Origin of the sequence: Qipengyuania thermophila, assembly GCF_004153605.1 — a bacterium.
GTDB lineage: Bacteria > Pseudomonadota > Alphaproteobacteria > Sphingomonadales > Sphingomonadaceae > Qipengyuania_B > Qipengyuania_B thermophila.
The window spans coordinates 244,095-264,006 of record NZ_SDSI01000001.1 but is presented as its reverse complement, the minus strand read 5'-3'; the positions used below and the strand labels follow the sequence as shown (position 1 = coordinate 264,006).

Here is a 19,912-nt window from a genome sequence, read left to right as displayed (position 1 = left end):
CACAATCCCTTCAGTTGCTTAAATCAAGGTTAAGAGGGGGGTCAAGCGGTCCTTGCATTTGCGGGCGTGTCGGCGCAGGGGACACAGCAGACGCGGCGCGGCCGTTCTTCGCCGGACGGTGGCCTGCCGCACCAGACGCGAAGGACGACACGCTTCCATGACCCAGGTCGGCACCGACACCCTTTCCACCCGCTCCACCCTCGACGTGAACGGCAAGGCTTACGCCTACTACTCGCTGGACAAGGCGCGCGAGAAGGTGGGCGACGTGGCCCGCCTGCCGATCTCGCTCAAGGTGCTGCTGGAGAACATGCTCCGCTTCGAGGACGGGGGCTTCACCGTGGGCGAACAGCACGCCCGCGCCATCGCCGCGTGGCAGTACGCCCCGGTGACCGGCATGGAGATCCAGTTCCGGCCGGCGCGCGTGCTGCTTCAGGATTTCACCGGCGTGCCCTGCGTCGTCGACCTCGCCGCCATGCGCGATGCCATCGCCTCGCTGGGCGGCGACACCGCCCGGATCAATCCGCAGGTGCCGGTGAACCTCGTCATCGACCATTCCGTCATGGTGGACGAATTCGGCCATCCCAAGGCGATGCAACGCAACATGGCGCTGGAATATGCCCGCAACGCCGAACGCTACGACTTCCTCAAATGGGGGTCCAAGAGCTTCGAGAACTTCTCCGCCGTGCCGCCGGGGACCGGCATCTGCCACCAGGTGAACCTTGAATACATCGCCCGCGGGGTCTGGTCGTCCACTGATCAGAACGGCGAGCCGGTCGCCTATCCCGACACCTGCGTCGGGACCGACAGCCACACGACCATGATCAACGGCCTCGGCGTGCTCGGGTGGGGCGTTGGCGGCATCGAGGCCGAGGCGGCCATGCTGGGGCAGCCGATCTCCATGCTCATCCCCGAGGTCGTCGGCTTCCATCTGACCGGCGCGCTGGCCGAGGGCGTGACCGCGACCGATCTCGTGCTCACCTGTGTCAAGATGCTGCGTGACGTGGGCGTGGTGGGCCGGTTCGTGGAGTTCTACGGCGAAGGCGTCGCGACGCTCAGCCTCGCCGACCGCGCGACCATCGCCAACATGGCGCCGGAGTACGGCGCCACCTGCGGCTTCTTCGGCATCGACGGCAAGACGATCGACTATCTGCGACTGACGGGGCGCGACGAGGATGTCATCGCCCTCACCGAAGCCTATTCCCGCGAGCAGGGGCTGTGGTTCGATCCCCGCAACGAGCCGGTCTTTTCCAAGACGCTGCACCTCGACATGGCCTCGGTCGTGCCGTCGCTGGCCGGACCCAAGCGGCCGCAGGACCGGGTGTCGCTGCCGGATGTGGACGAGCTGTTCAACAGCGACCTCAGGACCGTTTACGGCAAGGCGGCGCCGCGCCGGGTCGAGGTGAACGGGCGCGACCACCGGATCGGGGACGGCGACGTGGTGATCGCGGCCATCACCTCCTGCACCAACACGTCCAATCCCGACGTCCTGATCGCCGCCGGCCTCGTGGCGCGCAAGGCGCGCGAACGCGGCCTGAAGCCAAAACCCTGGGTGAAGACCTCGCTTGCTCCTGGGAGCCAGGTGGTGACCGACTACCTCGTCAAGGCGGGGCTGCAGGACGATCTGGACGCCATGGGCTTCGACCTCGTGGGCTACGGCTGCACCACCTGCATCGGCAATTCGGGACCGCTGCCGCAGCCGATCAGCGACGCGATCAACGGCAACGACATCGTCGCCGCCTCCGTCCTGTCCGGCAACCGCAACTTCGAGGGACGCGTGTCGCCCGACGTGCGGGCCAACTTCCTTGCCTCGCCACCGCTGGTCGTCGCCTACGCCATCAAGGGCACAGTCACCGAGGACATCACCACGACGCCTCTGGGGCAGGACCAGCAGGGACGCGACGTCATGCTTGCCGATGTCTGGCCGAGCAGCGACGAGATCGCCGCACTGCGCGCCGCCAACATCGACCGATCGATGTTCGTGTCGCGTTACGCCAACGTTTATGACGGGGACGAGCACTGGCGCGCGATCGAGGTGACGGGGTCGGACACCTACCAGTGGCAGCCCGGCTCGACCTACATCGCCAACCCGCCCTTCTTCGAGGGCATGACCATGACCCCGCCGGTGCTCACCGACATTGTCGACGCCATGCCGCTCGCCATCCTTGGCGACAGCGTCACCACCGACCACATCTCCCCGGCAGGCTCGATCAAGGAGGACAGCCCTGCCGGGCAGTGGCTGCGCCAGCATCAGGTGGCGCGGGCGGACTTCAACTCCTACGGCTCGCGCCGCGGCCACCACGAGGTGATGATGCGCGGCACCTTCGCCAACATCCGCATCCGCAACGAAATGGTGCCGGGCGTGGAGGGCGGCATGACCGCCTACAAGGGCGAGACGATGCCGATCTACGACGCCGCCATGCGCCACAAGGCCGACGGCACGCCGCTGGTCGTCATCGCCGGCAAGGAATACGGCACCGGCTCGTCGCGCGACTGGGCGGCCAAGGGCACCATGCTGCTCGGGGTGCGGGTGGTGATCGTCGAAAGCTTCGAGCGGATCCACCGGTCCAACCTTGTCGGCATGGGCGTGCTGCCCCTGCAGTTCCGCGAGGGGGAGAGCCGCGCCTCGCTGGGGCTGAAGGGCGACGACCGCTTCACGGTGCGCGGCGTCGCGGATCTCCAGCCGGGGCAGGAGGTGGAAGTCGACGTGTCGCGTGCCGACGGCAGCCAGTTCACCTTCACGGCGCTGTGCCGGATCGACACGCCCAACGAGCTGGAGTATTTCCGCCATGGTGGCATCCTGCCCTACGTGATCCGCAAGCTGGCCGCCTGAAAGGACGCGATCGATGTCTCCTCCACGCCTTGCTGGCGCCCTGATGGCGGCGCTTCTTGCCACCGGCTGCGCGGCGACGGATCCGTCTGCGGCGCGCCCGGCGGCCTCAGCGCCGCAGGCGCGCGTCGTCACCCTGACGGCGACGCAGCTCAAGGCGCTGGTCGACTCGGGACAGGTCGTCCTGATCGACGTGCGCACCCCGTACGAATTTGCCGACGGGCGGATCGCGGGTGCGCTCAACATGCCGCTCACCCATTTCGACGCCGCCGCGGTGCCGGTGGACCGCACGCGCGAGGTCATTCTGTACTGCGGCACCTCGCGGCGCTCGCAGCAGGCGGCGGAGCGCCTCGTCGCCCTGCGCGGCGGCGTGGTGCGGCATCTCGAAGGCGGCTTCGGCGCGTGGACCGCGGCCGGTTATCCCACGATCGCCAACCAGCCGGCGGATGATCCGCGCCGCCGCTGAGCCATCGGCGCGGCAATCCGTGACACGAGAGAGGCAGCCGAAGGCCGCCTCGCAGGTCAGTTCGGCAGCGCTGCCGACTGCTGCCGGCTGCGCTGCCGGTGAACATCGCTCATGGCTTCGGTCTCGGTGAGATCAACGATGCGCAGACGCGGCGTGCCCGCCCGCATGGCGATCCGCGACCCGGTGGGTGTCTCCTGTTCGCCGCGCATGGTGAAACGCTCGATCCGGTAGATGCCCGGGTGGTCCGCCGGCAGGTCGAGAGCGGCATACTGACGCGTGGCGACGTGATCGAGGATCGTGGAACGCAGCTGCCCGAGACCGTACTGACGCAGCACCTCGACCTCACCCACCTGCCCGTTCGGCATGATCCAGAACCCCACATCGGCGAACCGGATCGAACCGTCGTCCAGCAGGCGGTTCGCTCCACGGTCGAGGTCGCTGTCGCCCACGCGGGATTGAACCAGTTTCCTGTCGGCGAACAGCAGCACCGGACGGTCCGTGGGTGATCGGCGCATCCGCGCCGCGACGTCGGCCTGTGCAATGTCCGCGCCGCGGCGGAACGCGATCCGCTCGTGCAGCAGGCCCCGCATCTCCTCGATATCCGCAGCCCTCTCCCCGGCGGCAGCCACCGCCTCGTCCGCCAACCGCCGCGCGCGGTCATACCGTTCGAGGGCGTAGGCGAGGTAAGCACGACGGAACGTCGCCGCTGCCGCCAGATCGCGCAGACCTTCCGCCTGCGCACGGCGGTGGACGGAAGCGTAGGCTTCGTCGGCCGCCACGCTCAGCCCCTGCTGCACCATCGTGTCGGCCTGTGTGAGTTCCTGCATCAAGGTGGCCGGGTTGTTCAGGCCCGCGTGGCGGCGCAGGACAAGAACGCTGTCGCGCTCCGCCCTGAGCCACAGATCGCGGTCTCCTTCGTGCTCGGCCACCGTGGCGAGCGTCGCGTGAAGGCTGGAGACCGGACCCGGAAGCTGCGCGGCATGGTGGCGGTTGCGCCGGATGGCGCGTTGCAGCGTCTGGCGCGCGTCGGCATAGCGCGCGTCCGCGAACTGTTCCACGGATGCCTGCAGCGAGGCTTCGATCTCCTCCGCCGGCGGACAGTGTCTTGCCAGGCACTCGGCCAGCTCCTCCTCGGCCTTGCGTCCGACCACGACGATCGTCTCCTGCCGGTCCGGCGCCTGTGCGGACGCAGTCATCAGCAGCATCAGTGCACTCGCGAGCATGGCTTGTCTCCCCAACCTTGCCGGAAGAGGCTCTCACATGTGCAGGGTGACGGCAAGGCCCAATGCGCGCGAGCCGCGCGGCGCAGTCCGCCGGCTCTTTGGGCACCTTTCGGCGGAAACGTCAGGACGCCGACGAACGCACCTTGCCAGCCTGCGCGGAGGCGGGCAGGGCAGGGCGCCGTTCTCATCACCGGCGGAGTGCTGCACCTGTTCCTCTCTTCTCATGCACTTGCGCGAGGGTTCCTCGCCGCATCCGCCGCGCTGCTCTGCATGCCGGCGGCGGCCCAGCGCGTCGACGAGGATCCCGTGCGCCAGGCACAGGACGGCTTCGGCATCAGCGTCGGCAACGAGCGTGCGGGCGTCTACAACGCCGGCGACGTGCGCGGCTTCTCCCCGGTCGCGGCCGGCAATGTCCGGCTGGAGGACCTGTACATCGACCGCGCGGCCGGGTTCACCGACCGCCTGACGGCGGGGAGCACGGTGCGCGTCGGGCTGACGGCGCAGGACACGCTGTTCGCCGCGCCCACCGGCATCGCCGACTTCCGGCTTCGGCCGGTCGGCTCCGAACCCGTTCTTGCCGTGCTTGCGGGCGTCGGGCCGTTCGGCGGTGGGCGGGTCGAGCTGGACGCGCAAGTGCCGTTGGCCGGCGACAGGCTGGGCATGACGGCGGGGCTGGGCGTCTACGCCGACGAGTTGCCGGCAGGCAATGGCGGCTTCTTCATCAGCCAGGCGGCGGCGCTTCACTGGCGTTCGGGTGCGGATGTGACCGTCTCGCCGTTCTGGAGCCGGATCGACGGGCTCGACCGCGAGGCGCAGGCGATCTACGTCGCCGGCGGCCCGTCCGTGCCGCCACGGGTGCCGCGCCGGCGCTTCGTCGGCGCCGATTGGACCGATGCGCGCAGCGTCAGCACCAATGCCGGCGTCGTGGCGCGCGGCAGCGTCGGCCCGTGGAGCCTTGCCGCCGGGCTGTTCCGCTCCTCCCAGGAGAACAGGACTGCCTTCTCCGACCTCGTGCGCGCGGCGGGAGACGGGGATGAAGGCGTCCGCCGCACCGTGATTGCGGAGCGTGACCGGCGTCAGGCGGCGACCAGCGGCGAGGTGCGCGCAACCCGCGTGTTCGCGGACGGGGAGCGCCGGCACCGTCTCGCCCTGATGCTGCGCGGGCGGGAACGCGCCAACCGCTACGGCGGCGGAGCAGTGCTGGACCTCGGCAGCCAGCCGGCGCCCGCGCCGCTCGGACCCGATGAGCCCGACTTCGCGTTCGGACCGCAGACGCATGAGCAGATCCGCCAGTGGACGCCGGGCGTCGCCTACGGGCTGCAGTGGCGGAGGCTCGGCTCACTCCAGCTCGGGGTGCAGCGGACCGACTACCGCAAGCAGGTGCGGGCGCCGGCCAGTCCGGCGAGCGCAGTCCGGGACCGGGCCTGGCTGCTCAGCGCGATGGCGGCGAGCGACCCTTCGCGTCCGCTCGTCGTCTATGGCGGCTACACTCGCGGCCTCGAGGAGAGCGGCACCGCGCCCGACAGCGCCGCCAATCGCGGCGAGGTGCTGCCGGCGATCTTCACCCGTCAGATTGACGGCGGCGTGCGGTGGGCCATGCCCGGCGGCATGCGCCTTGTCGCGGGCGCGTTCAGCATCAGCAAGCCCTATTTCGCGGCCGACGAGAACAACGTCTTCGTCGAGCTGGGCGAGGTGCGTCACCAGGGTTTCGAGTTCAGCCTGACCGGATCGCCCGTGCCGCGGCTGTCGCTGGTGGCCGGCGCGGTGCTGATGGACCCGGAAGTGTCCGGCGCGCCGGTCGAGGAAGGGAGGATCGGCCGGCGGCCGGTGGGACAGGAGGGGACGCTCGTGTCCGTGTCAGCCAATTACGATCTGGCAGCGGTGGAGGGGCTGACCCTGACGGCCGGTCTGCGCGCGCGCGGAGAGCGATATGGCGACCGGCAGAACCAAGTGCGCCTGCCCGCCGTCGCGACGCTGGAGGCGGGTCTGCGTTACCGCTTCGCGCTCGGCGAAGCGCCCGCCATGCTGCGCCTGCAGGTGACGAACCTCACCAACGTCTTCGAATGGCGCCCGGTCAGCAGCGGCGCCTACGAATTCAACGCGCCACGGACGTTCACGCTGTCCCTCTCCGCCGACGTGTAGCGCAGCCGGGCATTGCTGGCGCACGGGCCGGGCTTGCACGGATAAGCCAAGAAAAGTGGTGCCCAGAAGAGGACTCGAACCTCCACGGCCTTGCGACCGCCGCCACCTGAAGACGGTGCGTCTACCAATTCCGCCATCTGGGCACGGTGTCGGCATGGCTTCTTCGCCCTGTCGACGCGGTAGTGGGGCGCGGTTAGCGGCGGGCGGGCGTGCTTGTCAACGCGCAAATCGCCCGCGCTCGATCAGCCGGGCGGTCCGCGCCTCGCTACAGCCCCGCAGCCCCTTGCACGCGCGCGGCGCTTGAGCCATCAGGCGCGGACACTGTGGCGGGGCGGCAACCGGGGGTGGTCGGCAAGGCCGCGGCCGCAAGACACCGGACGGGACGAGCAGGCGGATTATGAACGGCGATCTCAGAGGAAGGCTGGTCACGCTGTTCGGCGGGGACGGCTTCATCGGCACCTATGTCGCCGCCACCCTGCTCGCACGCGGTGCGCGGCTCAGGATCGCGAGCCGCAATCCGTCGCGCGCGCACCGGCTGCGCCCGCTCGCCAATCTGGGCCAGATGCAGGCGGTGCGCTGCGACATCACCCGCGAGCCCGACATCGCCGCCGCGCTCTCCGGAGCGCAAGCGGTGGTCAATCTGGTCGGGGCGTTTGCCGGCAATCTCGACCTGCTCATGGGGCACGCGCCCGGCACCATGGCCCGGCTCTCCGCGGCCGCGGGAGTGGATCGGTTCGTCCACGTCAGCGCCACTGCCGCCGACCCGCAAGGGGCGACGGCCTATGCGCGGGCCAAGGCGCTGGGCGAACGGCTGGTCCGCGAGCATCAGCCGCGGGCGGTGGTGGTCCGCCCCACGATCGTGTTCGGCCGCGACGACGGCTTCATCACCATGTTCGCCCGGCTGATCCGCCGGTTCCGCGTGCTGCCGGTGTTCGGCCCCGACGCTCCGCTCCAGCTTGTCTACGTCGACGACGTCGCCGAAGCGATCGCCACCGCGCTCGAACATCCGGAGAGGCATGGGGGCGAGATCTTCGAACTGGGCGGGCCGGACACGCTCACCATGCTGGAGCTGAACGAGCGGATCGCCAGGGCGCAGCGCCGCCGCCGCACCTTCGTGCCGATGCCCGACGCCGCATCGGGGCTGTTCGCCAGCCTTCCCGGCTCGCCGATGAGCCGGGACCAGTGGCTGATGCTGAAAGCCGGAACGAGAGTGTCTGGCTCCTGGCCCGGATTTGCCGAGCTCGGCATTACGCCGCGTCCGCTCGACCTGTTTCTCGACGAGTGGATGGTGCCGTATCGCCGCCACGGGCGCTTTGCGACCAAGAACCCCGACTACAAGCGCTGATCGCCCGCCGCGTCGTCGGCAGGGTTCTTGCGGATCTCGATGACCGGGCCGGAGCTGCGTTCAACCAGCAGCACGGTGCCCCGCGTGCCTGTCACCCGGACACGTTCGCCAAGCGGCAGATCGGGCCCTTCGGCCTGCCACTCGCTGTCGCCAAGGCGCACCCGCCCGCGACCTCCGTCGAGCGGGAGCGACACCACCGCCACCTCGCCGACCAGCCGCGCCGCGCGGTTGTTGAGCAGCGGATCGGAACTTGCGATCGGACGGTCGGTGACGAACCGCTTGGCGCTGTAGGCGAAGATCAGCGCGAGAAACGAGAACGACACGATCTGCACCGGAAGCGAGGGATCGGTCGCGAACACCAGCACGGCCGTGGCAAGCGCGGCGAGACCGAACCACAGCAGGAAAACGCCGGGCACCAGCATCTCCGCCGTCAACAGGGCAAGGCCAAGCGCCGCCCACAGCCAGTGCGCGTCGATGCCATCGATGCCGTTCATCGCGGAGCCTTACGTCCGCTCGCCGGTGCGCGGCACGCCGGTTGCGGCGGACCTTTGGCCGACCGGCTCAGGAGATGCCTGCGACAGCTGCCGGGTGGTTTCGCGGCTCGCGGCGGGACCGGACGACGGCGGTGTGCCCGCAGGCTCCCGCTCGCCGAAGGTTTCCCGGACAAGCTCGCCGATCCCACCGAGCGAGCCGAGGATCTGCGTCGCTTCGACCGGCATCAGGATCGTCTTGGCGTTGGGGCTGTCGGCGAACCTGCCCAGCGCCTTCACATAGTCCTGCGCGACGAAGTAGTTGATCGCCGACACCCCCGACCCGGCGATGGCGTCGGACACCATCTGCGTCGCCTTGGCTTCGGCCTCCGCCTCGCGCTCGCGCGCTTCGGCGTTGCGGAACGCGCTTTCGCGCGCGCCTTCGGCCTTGAGGATGGCGGACTGCTTCTCGCCCTCAGCGCGCAGGATGCGGCTGGCCCGGTCCCCTTCCGCCTCAAGGATTTCGGCGCGCTTCAGGCGCTCCGCCTTCATCTGCCGCGCCATAGCCTCGGAGATGTCGAGCGGCGGGCGGATGTCCTTGATTTCGACCCGGGTGATCTTCACTCCCCAGGGCGAGGTCGCGTGATCGACCACGCCGAGCAGCCGGGCGTTGATCTCGTCGCGCTTGGAGAGGGTTTCGTCGAGGTCCATCGACCCCATGACCGTGCGCAGGTTGGTGGTGGTCAGCGCCATGATCGCGTTCTGCAGGCCCGACACCTCGTAGGCGGCCTTGGGCGCGTCGAGCACCTGGAAGAACACCACGGCGTCGACCCCGACCATGGCGTTGTCGGCCGTGATGATCTCCTGCCCCGGAATGTCGAGCACCTGCTCCATCATGTTGATGCGATGCCCGACGCGGTCGATCAGCGGCACGATGAGGTGGAGGCCGGGCTCAGCGGCCTTGGTGTATTTGCCGAACCGCTCGATGGTGTAGACGAACCCCTGGCGCACCGTCGTCACCGCCATCAGCAGGAAAATGACGACAAGCACCACCAGACCGATCAGAACATATTCCATAAGCGCCCCTTCCCCCGGCGTGTTCAGAGCGAAGTGTAGCCGGACGGGGGAACGCGTGAAAGCGAAACCGCGCGGCCCTCGCGCATCAGGCGAAATGCAGCCGGCGGTACTTGCCCCGGAAATAGAGCAGCGGATCGCGCTGCGGGGCGTAGCGGGCCCGCTCCACCTCGCCGACGAGGATGAAGTGGTCGCCCGCATCGTGCGCGGCATGGCGCCGGCATTCGAACGAGGCGAGGGAGTTCGGCAGGATCGGCACGCCGCGCTCCCAAAGTTCGATGGCGGTGTCCGCAAAGCGGTCGGCGCCGCGGGTGGCGAACAGGGTCGAGACGGGCTGCTGGCCGATGTGGAGCACGTTGACGGCGAAGAACTCCGCCTCGGCCAGGATCGGGGCGGAGGAGGAGGACCGTGCGGGGCAGACCAGCAGCAGCGGCGGGTCGAGGCTGACGGACGTGAAGCTGTTGGCGGTCAGGCCGACATGGGTGCCGTCCGGGGCGGTGGCGGTCACCACCGTCACCCCGGTGGCAAAGGTGCCGAGCGCGTCGCGGAGCGTGCGCTGGTCCGACCCGCCCACATAGTCGATCGGCGCGCGGGGCACGCGGCGCTCCAGAAACTCGATCAGCTGGGCGTCGAACGCATCCTGCGTCTCACCCGCGCCGTCGGCGAGACATGCGTGCTCGGCTGCGGGGATGTCCAGCGCCGCCGCCTCCGCGCCGTCGCTGGCGAGGACCAGCACGGGGAGCGCAAGGGTGCCCGCCGCGTGGCAGGCCCGCGCGCCGATGGACGCGTCGTCGCACAACGGGTCCGGCGGATCGATGAGCACCAGCGCCGAGGCGGGGTCGGGTTCTCCGCCCGACAGCGCGGCGAGCACCGGCGCCGCTGCGGCTCCGGCGGCGACGATCGCAGGGCGCGCAGGCAGTTGGCGCAGCACCGCCCTCAAGGTGGCGACCTGCAGCGCCGCGTCGCCGCACAGCGCCTCGGCGCCGAGCACCAGCGCCTGCCGTCCGGCATCGGCGAGCGCCTCGGCGCAGCGATGCCAGCGCTGCTGCGTTGCCGCGTCGTGCGCCACCAGCAGCACGAGCGGCGCATCGCCCGCGCCCGCACGATAGGCGGACAAAGGACGTCCGGCGGGGTCGAGCAGCGGAGCGATCACGTCGCCTGCCTAGTGCGCCCCTGCACCGCTGGCAACGCGGCATTGCCCGACAGGCCGGCGTTTGGCACATCATGCCGACCGTCCCGAACGTCCACTGCAAGGAACTGCCCATGCCCGTCATCGACATTCCCCGTCCGGCCTTCATGGAGGACGAGGAAATCTCCATGTTCTCCGACAGCGTAAGCAAGTTCCTCGAACGCGCCGCGCCGGCCAAGCGGATCGCGAAGTGGCGCGAAGACGGACAGGTCGAGCGCGATTTCTGGCGCGAGGCCGGCGAGGCCGGGCTGCTCGGCGTCAGCGTGCCGGAGGAATATGGCGGGCATGGCGGCGACTTCCGGCACGACATGGTCGTGGTCGAGCAGGTGACGAAACACGGCGCCGAGGGCTTCGCCGCAAGCCTGCACAACGTCATCATCCTGCCCTATCTCGTGCGCCACGGGACCGAGGAGCAGAAGCGCAAGTATCTGCCGCGCCTCGTTTCCGGCGAACTCGTCAGCGCCATCGCCATGAGCGAGCCGGGTGCGGGCTCGGATCTTCAGGCGATCACCACCACGGCGCTGAAGGACGGCAACGGATACCGCCTGAACGGCTCCAAGACGTGGATTTCGAACGGGCAGATTGCCGACTTCATCATCGTCGTGGCCAAGACCGATCCAGAGGCGCGGGCGAAGGGCATCTCGCTCGTTCTTCTGGAGACGCAAGGGGCCGAAGGGTTCGCGCGGGGCAAGAAGCTCGACAAGATCGGGCTGGACGCGCAGGACACCTCCGAGCTGTTCTTCGACGACGTGTTCGTGCCGGGCGAGAACATCCTCGGCGGTGTGGAAGGGCGCGGCTTCTACCAGCTGATGGGAGAACTGCCGCAGGAGCGTCTGGTCATCGCTCTCCAGGCGCAGCTCGGCATCGAGCACGCGCTCGATGTGACGGTGGACTACGTCAAGGAACGCAAGGCGTTCGGCCAGACCATCTGGGACTTCCAGAACACGCAGTTCGTGCTCGCCGACCTCAAGGCCAAGGGCACCGCCAGCCGTGTCTTCGTCAACGACTGCATCGCGCGGCTGCTTGACGGGAAGCTGGACGTCGCGACGGCCAGCATGGCGAAGTACTGGATCACCGAGCTGCAGAGCGAAGTCGTCGACAAGTGCCTGCAGCTTCATGGCGGCGCCGGCTACATCAACGATTATCCGATCGCCCGGATGTATCGCGACAGCCGCATCAGCCGCATTTACGGCGGATCGAACGAAATCATGAAGATGCTCATCGCCCGCAGCATGTAGCAGGACGCGCGCCGGGCGGGCGGGCTGCGGGGTCAGGCCAGAGCCACCGCGCCGGCGGGGCGGGGTGAACGGCAGCCTTGACCCGCTCTCCGCTCCCTCAGGCGGCGACGACGCGCTGCTCGATGGCGCCGAAGATCGACTGCCCGCGCGCGTCGCGCATCTCGACCCGCACCACGTCGCCCGGCGCCATGAAGCGGGTTGAGGGCTGACCGTCGCGGATCGTCTCGATGGTGCGGATTTCCGCGATGCAGGAATAGCCGCGCCCGCCTTCGCTGACCGGGCGACCAGGACCGCCATCGGCATCGCGGTTCGACACCGTCCCCGAGCCGATGATGGAGCCTGCGCACAGGTCGCGCGTCTTGGCGGCGTGTGCGATGAGGCGCGCCAGCGAAAAGGTCGCATCCTCCCCGGCATTGGCGCGGCCGAAAGGCTCGCCATTGTAGTCCACCATCAGCGGCAGATGGACCACGCAGCCGCGCCAGGCGTCACCCAGCTCGTCCGGCGTCACGGCGACGGGGGAAAAGGCGGAGGCGGGCTTCGACTGGAAGAAGCCGAACCCCTTGGCCAGTTCGTCCGGGATCAACCCGCGCAGGCTGACATCGTTGACCAGCATCACCAGCTTGATGTGCTCGGCAGCTTCCTCCTCGGTGACGCCCATGGGCACGTCGTCGGTGATGACCGCGACCTCGCCTTCCATGTCGCAACCCCACGCTGTGTCGCGCAGCGGGATGTCGCCGCGGGGCGGCAGGAAGCAGTCCGATCCGCCCTGGTACATCAGCGGATCGGTGTAGAACGAGGCCGGCACTTCAGCGCCGCGGGCGCGCCGGACCAGCTCGACGTGGTTGATGTAGGCCGAGCCGTCGGCCCACTGGTAGGCGCGGGGCAGCGGGGAGTGCGCCTCGCGCTCGTGGAACCGCTGGCACGGGACGGCCTTGTGCTCGACATCGCGGTAGAGCGCCTCGAGCAGCGGTGCCGTTCTCGCCCAGTCGTCGAGCGCCGCCTGAAGGGTGGGGGCGATGTTGTCCGCCTCGCAGTAGCGGGTGAGGTCGCGCGAAACCACCACCAGCCGCCCGTCGCGCGATCCGGTGTTGAGCGTGGCGAGTTTCATGGCGTGGTCTTCTCCGATGAAGGGGCGGCGGGATTGTCCGGCTGGACGTCGGGATGGGCGCGCCGGAAGGCGGGCAGGTCAAGGCAGGCTGCCTCGATGCGGGCAAGGCGCGGGTGATCGTCAACCGGGTAGGCGAAGCGCCGGGCGTTGTAGAGCTGGGGGACGAGCACGGCTTCGAACAGCCCCGGCGCGTCGTGAAGGAAATCGCCCGTGTCCAGCCTCTCCAGCCGCTGCTCGACCGGCGTGAGGGTGCGGGCAAGGACATGGCGGTAGTAGGTGTCGATCTCGTCCTGGGCGTGACCGAGCGGCTCCTTGAGATACCGCAGCACCGGCAGGTTAAGCGGTGCGTGAAGTTCGGTGGCGATCGCATAGGCGAGTTCGCGGGTGACGAACCGCGCCTCGCCGCCGGCCGGCAGCAGCGGCGGCTGCGGCCATTCTTCCTCGAGCCATTCGAGAATGGCCAGCGACTGGGCACGCCAGCGGCCGTCAACCTCCAGCACCGGCACGGAGCCGAAGGGGTTGCGGGCGGTGAAGTCCAGCGCCTTGTGCGCCTGCTCGAGCAGGTTCACCGGCACCACCGTGTAGGCCAGCCCTTTCAGCTCGAGCGCGATGCGCAACCTGTAGGTCGTGGAGCTGCGGTAGTAGCCGTGCAGCTTCATCAGAACGCCGCGATCCCGGTGATGGCGCGGCCCAGGATCAGGGCGTGGACGTCGTGTGTCCCTTCATAGGTGTTCACCGTCTCCAGATTGATCATGTGACGGATCACCTGGTACTCGCCGGAAATCCCGTTGCCGCCGTGCATGTCACGGGCATGGCGGGCGATCTCCAGCGCCCGGCCGACATTGTTGCGCTTGACGATCGAGATCATCTCCGGCGCGAACCGGCCCTCGTCCATCAGCCGCCCGACCCGCAAGCTGGCCTGCAGGCCAAGAGCGATGTCGCACATCATGTCGGCCAGCTTCTTCTGGTAGAGCTGCTTCGAGGCGAGCGGCACCCCGAACTGGTGCCGGTCGAGGCCATACTGCCGCGCGGCGTGAAGGCAGAACTCGGCCGCGCCCATGGCGCCCCAGGAGATGCCGTACCGCGCGCGGTTGAGACAGGAAAACGGCCCCTTCAGCCCGGTCACATCCGGAAGCAGGGTGTCCTTGCCCACGCGCACATCGTCCATGACGATCATCCCCGTCGTCGATGCGCGCAGGCTGAGCTTGTTGTCGATCTTGGGTGCGCTGAGACCGGGAGTGCCCTTGTCGAGCACGAACCCCCGGATCGCGCCGTCATGCGCCTCGGATTTCGCCCACACCACGAACACGTCGGCAAAGGGCGCGTTCGAGATCCAGGTCTTGGATCCGTTCAGCACGAAGCCGTCGCCATCGGCCCGCGCCACCGTCTTCATCCCGGCCGGGTCGGAGCCGGCGTCCGGCTCCGTCAGGCCGAAGCAGCCGATCAGCTCCCCGCGCGCGAGCAGCGGGAGATAGCGGTGCCGCTGCTCCTCCGAACCGAAGGCGTAAATCGGATACATGACCAGGCTCGATTGCACCGACGCCATGGAACGGTAGCCGCTGTCGACCCGCTCGATCTCGCGGGCGATGAGGCCATAGGCGACATAGGACGCGCCCGCGCCCCCGTATTCCTCGGGAATGGTGGCACCCAGAAGGCCGGCCGCACCCATCATGGGGAACAGTTCCGGAGCGTCGCGTTCGTCGCGATAGGCGTCGACGACCCGCGGTTGCAGTTCGCTCTGGCAGAAGGCCTGCGCCGTGTCGCGCACCATGCGCTCCTCGTCGCTGAGCTGGTCGTCGAGACCGAGCGGGTCGCTCCAGTCGAAGGGGATCATGCCGGCCATCCGTAGTCCTCAGCTGCCGGTCGGCTCATTGCACCGAAGCGGACCCGCTTCAAGAGTGCAGCCGGTGCGGCGCGGACGGGCGACGGGAACGGGGGGCGGATCAGCGATGCGCCAAGGCAGCCTCGAGGCCGCGCAGCATCTCGGAAGGCGGGCAAGGCTTGGCCAGCATGGGGGCGCCGGGAAAACGATCGCTGGTGTCGGGCAAGGGGGTGCGGCCCGAGTGGAAAATGAAAGGAATCTGTTCCTGGGCCAGCCGCTCGGCCAAGGGATACACCATTCCGTCATCCAGTTCGATGTCCAGGATGGCAAGGTCGGGCCGGTTGGCCTGCACCGCCAAAATCGCCTGGTCGACGCGTTCATGCGGCCCTTCGACGATGTAGCCCGCCTCTTCGACCGTGTCGCGCAGGTCGAGGGCGATCACCGGCTCATTCTCGGCGACCAGGACGACCGGGTGCTCCTTCATCGCATCACTCCTCGCGGGCGGGGCATCGGACGCATACGCGCGCAGGCGGGAAAGGTTCCGCCTCGTCTTACAAACGACCGAACCGCGCCTCGTACCCGGCCGCATCGCCGCTGCTCAGCAGGCGCGCCTGCTCGATCCACCCGTCGCGATGAATGCGTCCCTGGAAGCGGCCAAGCTGCGCGTCGATCCGTTCCGCCTCTTCCGGCGTCCACTGCGCGATCTGCTCGATCCGCGTGATGCCCAGCTCCTCCAGGCGCAGGGCGAGCTTGGGGCCGATGCCCTTGAGCCGGGTCAACTCGCCACCGTCCGGCAACGGCGAGGCTGGCGGCTCGACCAGCGAGACGGCCTCGGCCAGCGTCTCGGCCGCACTGCTTTCGGGCGGAAGCCCGGAAGGCTCGTCTGGGTCCGTCGGCGCGGCACCGAACTCCTCACGCTCGGCCTGCTCGGCACGGGCGATGGCGGCGGACGCGCCGCCGGCAGCGGTGATGGCGACGTCGGCGCCGCCGAGCGCGCCCGGAAGGGGCGGCGAGGCCGTCCCGCGACCGGCCACCTCATCGCTTGGATCGCCGCTCGGAGCGGATGCCGCCTGTGCCGCAGCCTCGCCCGGTGTCCGCAAATCACGCTGCACGGCCGGCGAGCCCGCCGGATCGCCTGCCGCCGGCGGCCCGGTGCCCGGCACCGCAAGCGGCGGCGCATCCAGCAGCGCCTGATTGCGCCGGGCGGGCGGAGCGCCTTCGTCGAGCACATCCGTGCTGTCCGACACCACCCGCGTGCGGCGGCGCGCGTTGAAGATATACCATGCGATCGCCACCGCGAACAGCACGGCAAGGACGACCAGCAGCCAGTTGGCTTCCACCCACTCGATCATACGCCCACCTCGCACCACCGCCCGCAGATGCAGGCCGTCGCCTGTGCAACGCATGGCACCGCCGACAGGTTCAATCAACCGGACGGAGCCGGCTCGGGCGCCGCAAGGCTGCGCCGGAACAGGATGCGGTCGTCCGGCCCGAAACCCCACCGCCAGATGATCAGCCCGTAGGTCGCGAGAACCGCCGGCACGCCGAAGGCCAGCTCGGCCCATTCGGGCAGCAGGGTCGCCAGCCAGCCCACAAACGCCGCCGGCCCCGCCGCCCACAGGAGGGGCCAGCGCCAGTTCCCGACCGGTTCGCCCAGCAGCCGGCCCAGCATGGCCGCCTTGATGAGCGAGGCGATGCCCAGCGCCACGAACAGCGCGCCCGCGGCGCCCGCACCCTGCCAGGTCGCCGGAACATCCTGGCTGGCGATGAGATGGATGGCCGCCACGGTCAATCCGGCCTGGAACACGATGGTCGCCACCGACAGCAGGAGGTTGCGCAGGCGCGCCATGTAGACGAGCGCGGCTTCGGCCACGACGGCGAGGGAGGCAACCACCTCGGCCGCCAGCAGCAGCGCGAGCGCGCCGGTGCCGCCGACGAAGTTCGGACCCATCAGCCCCATGATGGCTTCGCCGGGGATCGCCAGCGCGAGCGCGATGCCGGCCTGGGCAGCGATGATCCAGAAGCCCACCTGTCGCACCTGAGCGGCGATCGCGGCGTGATCGCCGAGCTTGAGGTTGCGGGTGATGACCGGGCCGAGGATCGGCTCGAAGCTGGTCTTGAGCTTCTGCGGCAGTGAGGCGACCTGCTGCGCCACGTAATAGACGCCGACGACCGCCGGAGCGGCGAACAGGCCGAGGATGAAGATGTCGATGCGCCGCGTGCCCCACTCCACCACGTCCGCGCCCGCCAGCGGCAGCGCTCTCCACGTCAGGGCGTGGAGCGCGCGCGGCCGCGGACGCCAGCCGCGAGGCCAGCCGTAGCTGCGCGCAAACGGCACCAGCGCGGCAACGAGACCGGCCAGCACCGACAGCACATAGGCAAGCGGCAATCCGGCCTCCGGCACAACGAAGAACAGCACGCCGGCCATGATGGAAATCGTCCACGGCTCGACGATGGCACGGGCGCGCACGGTGGTGGCGACGTCGAAACGGTAGGCTTGCGCCGCCAGCACGATTTCCGTCATGGCGTAAGCGGGGATGGCCACGACGACCAGCTTGTCGAGCTTCGTGAAGCTGCCGGCCGGGAACAGCGGCTGCGGCACCCACCAGAAGAACAGCGCCGCCCCGCTCCCGAGCAGCAGCGCCAGCAGCAGCGCGTCGGCGACGAGATGCGCGGGCGGCTCGTCGCTTTCGGCCAGACGCTGAGCGAGTCCGCGCTTCTCGCCCAGCGAACACAGCAGCGCGACCAGTTCCACCACCACCAGCGCCGAGGCGAACCTCCCGAGCGCATCGGCCCCGTAGAGCCGCCCGGCGATGAACAGGAACGGCAGGCGGGCGAGCAGCCGCAGCAGGAAGCCGAGCAGGTTCGTGCGTCCGCCCCGGGCCAGCGCGGCGATGTCGCTTTGCGCGGTGGCGCTCACGGCCGGGCGCGCGTCGCCGCGTCCGGGCCGGCTTCAGGCCGAAGCGGGCGGGCAAGGAGCCTGTCCACGGCGTCGCGGGGCTCCGCACCGGCAAGGATGTCGCGGACCGCGGCGGCGATCGGCAGTTCGACACCGTGCGCCTGTGCCAGCGTGACGAGCACGGGAGCCGTGTGCGCACCCTCGGTCAGGGCATGGGCGCCGCCGAGCAGCGCGTCCGCCGTCTCGCCCCGTCCCAGTGCCAGGCCGAGGGAATAGTTGCGGCTCGCCGCCGAGGTGCAGGTCAGCACGAGGTCTCCCAGTCCGCACAGGCCGGTGAGCGTGTCGCGGCGGGCGCCGGTCGCCTCGCCCAGCCGCAGCAGCTCGGCAAAGCCGCGCGCGATCATCGCCGCGCGCGCGTTCTGGCCCAGCCCCAGCCCGTCGACCAGGCCGCTGGCGATTGCCAGCACGTTCTTCACCGCGCCGGCGATCTCCGTGCCGAGCAGGTCGTCGGTGTAGTAGGGACGAAAGGCGGGCCGGGCGAGCGCCGGCGACAGACGTTCCCACTGCGCCTTGCCGCCGGAACAAGCCAGGGTGACGGCTGTGGGCAGGCCCGCGGCGACCTCGTGGGCAAAGGTCGGCCCCGACAGCACGGCGGGTGTGGCGGAAGGAAGGACAGCGCGCGCGACTTCGTGCATGAGCGCGCCGCTTTCCCGCTCGATGCCCTTGCTGCACAGCACCAGATCTCGAGGCCGGTCGGGCAGCCGCGCAAGGACCGAGCGCATCACCTGCGCCGGAACCACGGCGAGCAGCACCGGACAGCGCGCCACCGCGTCCAGCGCGGCGGTGGCGTCGATCTGCGGCGCCAGCACGATCGCCGGCAGGTGGCGTTCGTTGCGCCTCGTCGCGGTGATCGCATGGGCAAGCGCCGGGTCGCGCGCCCACAGGCGCACCGACGATCCGTCGCTCGCCAGCATCTGCGCCAGCGCCGTTCCCCACGCGCCCGCGCCCAGCACTCCGATGGCCGGCATGTCGCTGACCGCGCCGCTCAAGCCTTCACTCCGGCGCCGCGCACGGCCTCGGCGCCCGGATCGAGCGGCCAGCGTGGCCGCGCCGCCACGTCAAGCGCGTCCCCCGCTCGCGCCGCTGCTCCGCCGGCTGCAAGCCGCTCCAGCCCGGCCCACGCGATCATGGCGGCGTTGTCGGTGCACAGCGCCGGAGGCGGCGCGCCGAAGGCAAGTCCGTGCGCGTGGGCAAAGCGGAGCAGCGCCGCCCGCACCGCCGCATTCGCGGCCACGCCGCCTGCGACGACCAGCGCAGGCGGCGCCTGATCGAGACGGCCCACGGCCAGTTCAAGGCGATCGAGCAGACAGTCGATGGCCGCCTGCTGGAAACTGGCGGCAATGTCGGCCGCCGCATGGGCGCCGCTGTCATGAGCGCGCACCACCGCGCTCTTGAGACCGGCGAAGGAGAAGTGCGGCTCGGGGCTGCCCAGCAGCGGGCGCGGCAGCGGCACCGCCTGCGGGGAGCCGGCGAGGGCCAGCCGCTCCAGCGCCGGTCCTCCGGGGAAACCGAGGCCGAGCACCTTGGCGGTCTTGTCGAAGGCTTCGCCCAAGGCATCGTCGATGGTGGTCGCGAGACGGCGGTAGCGGCCGACGTCCTCCACCAGCAGGATCTGGCAGTGGCCGCCCGAAACCAGCAGCAGGAGATACGGGAAGCCGAGCCGCGGATCGGCAAGGCGCGGGGAGAGGGCATGACCCTCGAGATGGTTGATCGCCAGGAGCGGCCGGTCGCTCGCCATCGCCAGCGCCTTGGCCGTGACCAGCCCCACCATCACCCCGCCGATCAGGCCCGGTCCCGCCGTGGCGGCAACGGCGGCGCAGCCGGACAGCGTCATGCCCGCCTCGTCCAGCACCCGGTCGATCATCGGTGCGAGCCGTTCCACATGGGCGCGGGCGGCGATCTCCGGCACGACGCCGCCGAACGGCGCATGGCGGTCATCCTGGCTGGCGATCGCCTGCGCCAGCACGGTGCCGTCGGCGCGCACCAGGGCCGCCGCCGTTTCGTCGCAGCTCGATTCAATGCCCAGCACCACGTCCATGCCCTTTCCCT

Annotated in this window: 17 protein-coding genes and 1 tRNA gene; 5 read left to right on the top strand and 13 right to left on the bottom strand. The window is 69.7% G+C overall.

Features of this window, described 5'->3' with window-relative positions:
* The first annotated feature begins 157 nt into the window (after nucleotides 1–157).
* Both acnA and ETO60_RS01265 read left to right on the top strand, forming a co-directional pair.
* On the top strand, nucleotides 158–2,830 hold the full coding sequence (gene acnA / locus ETO60_RS01270; protein ID WP_130002036.1) for an aconitate hydratase AcnA: 2,673 nt from the start codon (nucleotides 158–160) through the stop codon (nucleotides 2,828–2,830).
* Nucleotides 2,831–2,873: 43 nt separating this feature from the next.
* Nucleotides 2,874–3,293: a rhodanese-like domain-containing protein gene (locus ETO60_RS01265; protein ID WP_165362077.1), complete on the top strand. Its 420-nt coding sequence runs from the start codon at nucleotides 2,874–2,876 to the stop codon at nucleotides 3,291–3,293.
* Nucleotides 3,294–3,349: 56 nt separating this feature from the next.
* On the opposite strand, the gene ETO60_RS01260 is transcribed toward ETO60_RS01265, so the two are convergent.
* A complete protein-coding gene (locus ETO60_RS01260) occupies nucleotides 3,350–4,516 on the bottom strand; it encodes a hypothetical protein (protein WP_130002032.1) in 1,167 nt (388 codons plus the stop codon).
* 270 nt (nucleotides 4,517–4,786) lie between these two features.
* Between ETO60_RS01260 and ETO60_RS01255 the strand changes: the two genes are divergently transcribed.
* Nucleotides 4,787–6,658: a TonB-dependent receptor domain-containing protein gene (locus ETO60_RS01255; protein WP_130002030.1), complete on the top strand. Its 1,872-nt coding sequence runs from the start codon at nucleotides 4,787–4,789 to the stop codon at nucleotides 6,656–6,658.
* Nucleotides 6,659–6,714: 56 nt separating this feature from the next.
* Here the strand turns inward: ETO60_RS01255 and ETO60_RS01250 are convergent.
* Nucleotides 6,715–6,801, bottom strand: a tRNA-Leu gene (locus ETO60_RS01250).
* Between the two features lie 254 nt (nucleotides 6,802–7,055).
* Here ETO60_RS01250 and ETO60_RS01245 point away from each other — a divergent pair.
* Nucleotides 7,056–8,003 (top strand): complex I NDUFA9 subunit family protein, encoded by a 948-nt coding sequence (locus tag ETO60_RS01245; RefSeq protein ID WP_130002028.1) that lies wholly within the window; start codon nucleotides 7,056–7,058, stop codon nucleotides 8,001–8,003.
* Here the strand turns inward: ETO60_RS01245 and ETO60_RS01240 are convergent.
* From ETO60_RS01240 to ETO60_RS11345, 3 genes are all read right to left on the bottom strand, one after another.
* Nucleotides 7,991–8,497: an NfeD family protein gene (locus tag ETO60_RS01240; RefSeq protein ID WP_130002026.1), complete on the bottom strand. Its 507-nt coding sequence runs from the start codon at nucleotides 8,495–8,497 to the stop codon at nucleotides 7,991–7,993. The genes ETO60_RS01245 and ETO60_RS01240 overlap by 13 nt on opposite strands.
* Nucleotides 8,498–8,506: 9 nt before the next feature.
* Nucleotides 8,507–9,550, bottom strand: a complete 1,044-nt coding sequence (locus ETO60_RS01235) for an SPFH domain-containing protein (protein ID WP_130002025.1) — start codon at nucleotides 9,548–9,550, stop codon at nucleotides 8,507–8,509.
* Between the two features lie 85 nt (nucleotides 9,551–9,635).
* A complete protein-coding gene (locus ETO60_RS11345) occupies nucleotides 9,636–10,700 on the bottom strand; it encodes a flavin reductase family protein (protein ID WP_234026256.1) in 1,065 nt (354 codons plus the stop codon).
* A gap of 110 nt (nucleotides 10,701–10,810) precedes the next feature.
* Here ETO60_RS11345 and ETO60_RS01225 point away from each other — a divergent pair, with 110 nt between their 5' ends.
* On the top strand, nucleotides 10,811–11,974 hold the full coding sequence (locus ETO60_RS01225) for an acyl-CoA dehydrogenase family protein (RefSeq protein WP_130002968.1): 1,164 nt from the start codon (nucleotides 10,811–10,813) through the stop codon (nucleotides 11,972–11,974).
* Nucleotides 11,975–12,071: 97 nt separating this feature from the next.
* Here the strand turns inward: ETO60_RS01225 and ETO60_RS01220 are convergent, their stop codons facing one another.
* From ETO60_RS01220 to tsaD, 8 genes are all read right to left on the bottom strand, one after another.
* Entirely contained in the window at nucleotides 12,072–13,082 is a 1,011-nt protein-coding gene (locus ETO60_RS01220; RefSeq protein WP_130002023.1) for a fumarylacetoacetate hydrolase family protein, read from the bottom strand.
* Nucleotides 13,079–13,741 (bottom strand): maleylacetoacetate isomerase, encoded by a 663-nt coding sequence (gene maiA / locus ETO60_RS01215; protein WP_130002021.1) that lies wholly within the window; start codon nucleotides 13,739–13,741, stop codon nucleotides 13,079–13,081. Before maiA ends, ETO60_RS01220 begins: the two co-directional genes overlap by 4 nt.
* Nucleotides 13,741–14,925 (bottom strand): acyl-CoA dehydrogenase, encoded by a 1,185-nt coding sequence (locus ETO60_RS01210; RefSeq protein WP_234026255.1) that lies wholly within the window; start codon nucleotides 14,923–14,925, stop codon nucleotides 13,741–13,743. Before ETO60_RS01210 ends, maiA begins: the two co-directional genes overlap by 1 nt.
* 100 nt (nucleotides 14,926–15,025) lie before the next feature.
* On the bottom strand, nucleotides 15,026–15,388 hold the full coding sequence (locus ETO60_RS01205; RefSeq protein ID WP_130002019.1) for a response regulator: 363 nt from the start codon (nucleotides 15,386–15,388) through the stop codon (nucleotides 15,026–15,028).
* Nucleotides 15,389–15,455: 67 nt separating this feature from the next.
* Nucleotides 15,456–16,256, bottom strand: a complete 801-nt coding sequence (locus ETO60_RS01200; RefSeq protein WP_130002017.1) for a hypothetical protein — start codon at nucleotides 16,254–16,256, stop codon at nucleotides 15,456–15,458.
* 74 nt (nucleotides 16,257–16,330) lie between these two features.
* Nucleotides 16,331–17,824: a lipopolysaccharide biosynthesis protein gene (locus ETO60_RS01195; RefSeq protein WP_130002015.1), complete on the bottom strand. Its 1,494-nt coding sequence runs from the start codon at nucleotides 17,822–17,824 to the stop codon at nucleotides 16,331–16,333.
* Nucleotides 17,821–18,831, bottom strand: coding sequence for an NAD(P)H-dependent glycerol-3-phosphate dehydrogenase (locus ETO60_RS01190; protein WP_130002013.1), 1,011 nt, complete (start codon nucleotides 18,829–18,831; stop codon nucleotides 17,821–17,823). Before ETO60_RS01190 ends, ETO60_RS01195 begins: the two co-directional genes overlap by 4 nt.
* A gap of 17 nt (nucleotides 18,832–18,848) precedes the next feature.
* Nucleotides 18,849–19,901 carry a tRNA (adenosine(37)-N6)-threonylcarbamoyltransferase complex transferase subunit TsaD gene (gene tsaD, locus ETO60_RS01185; RefSeq protein WP_130002011.1) on the bottom strand — a complete coding sequence of 351 codons (1,053 nt, stop codon included), beginning with the start codon at nucleotides 19,899–19,901 and terminating at the stop codon, nucleotides 18,849–18,851.
* Nucleotides 19,902–19,912: the final 11 nt, after the last annotated feature.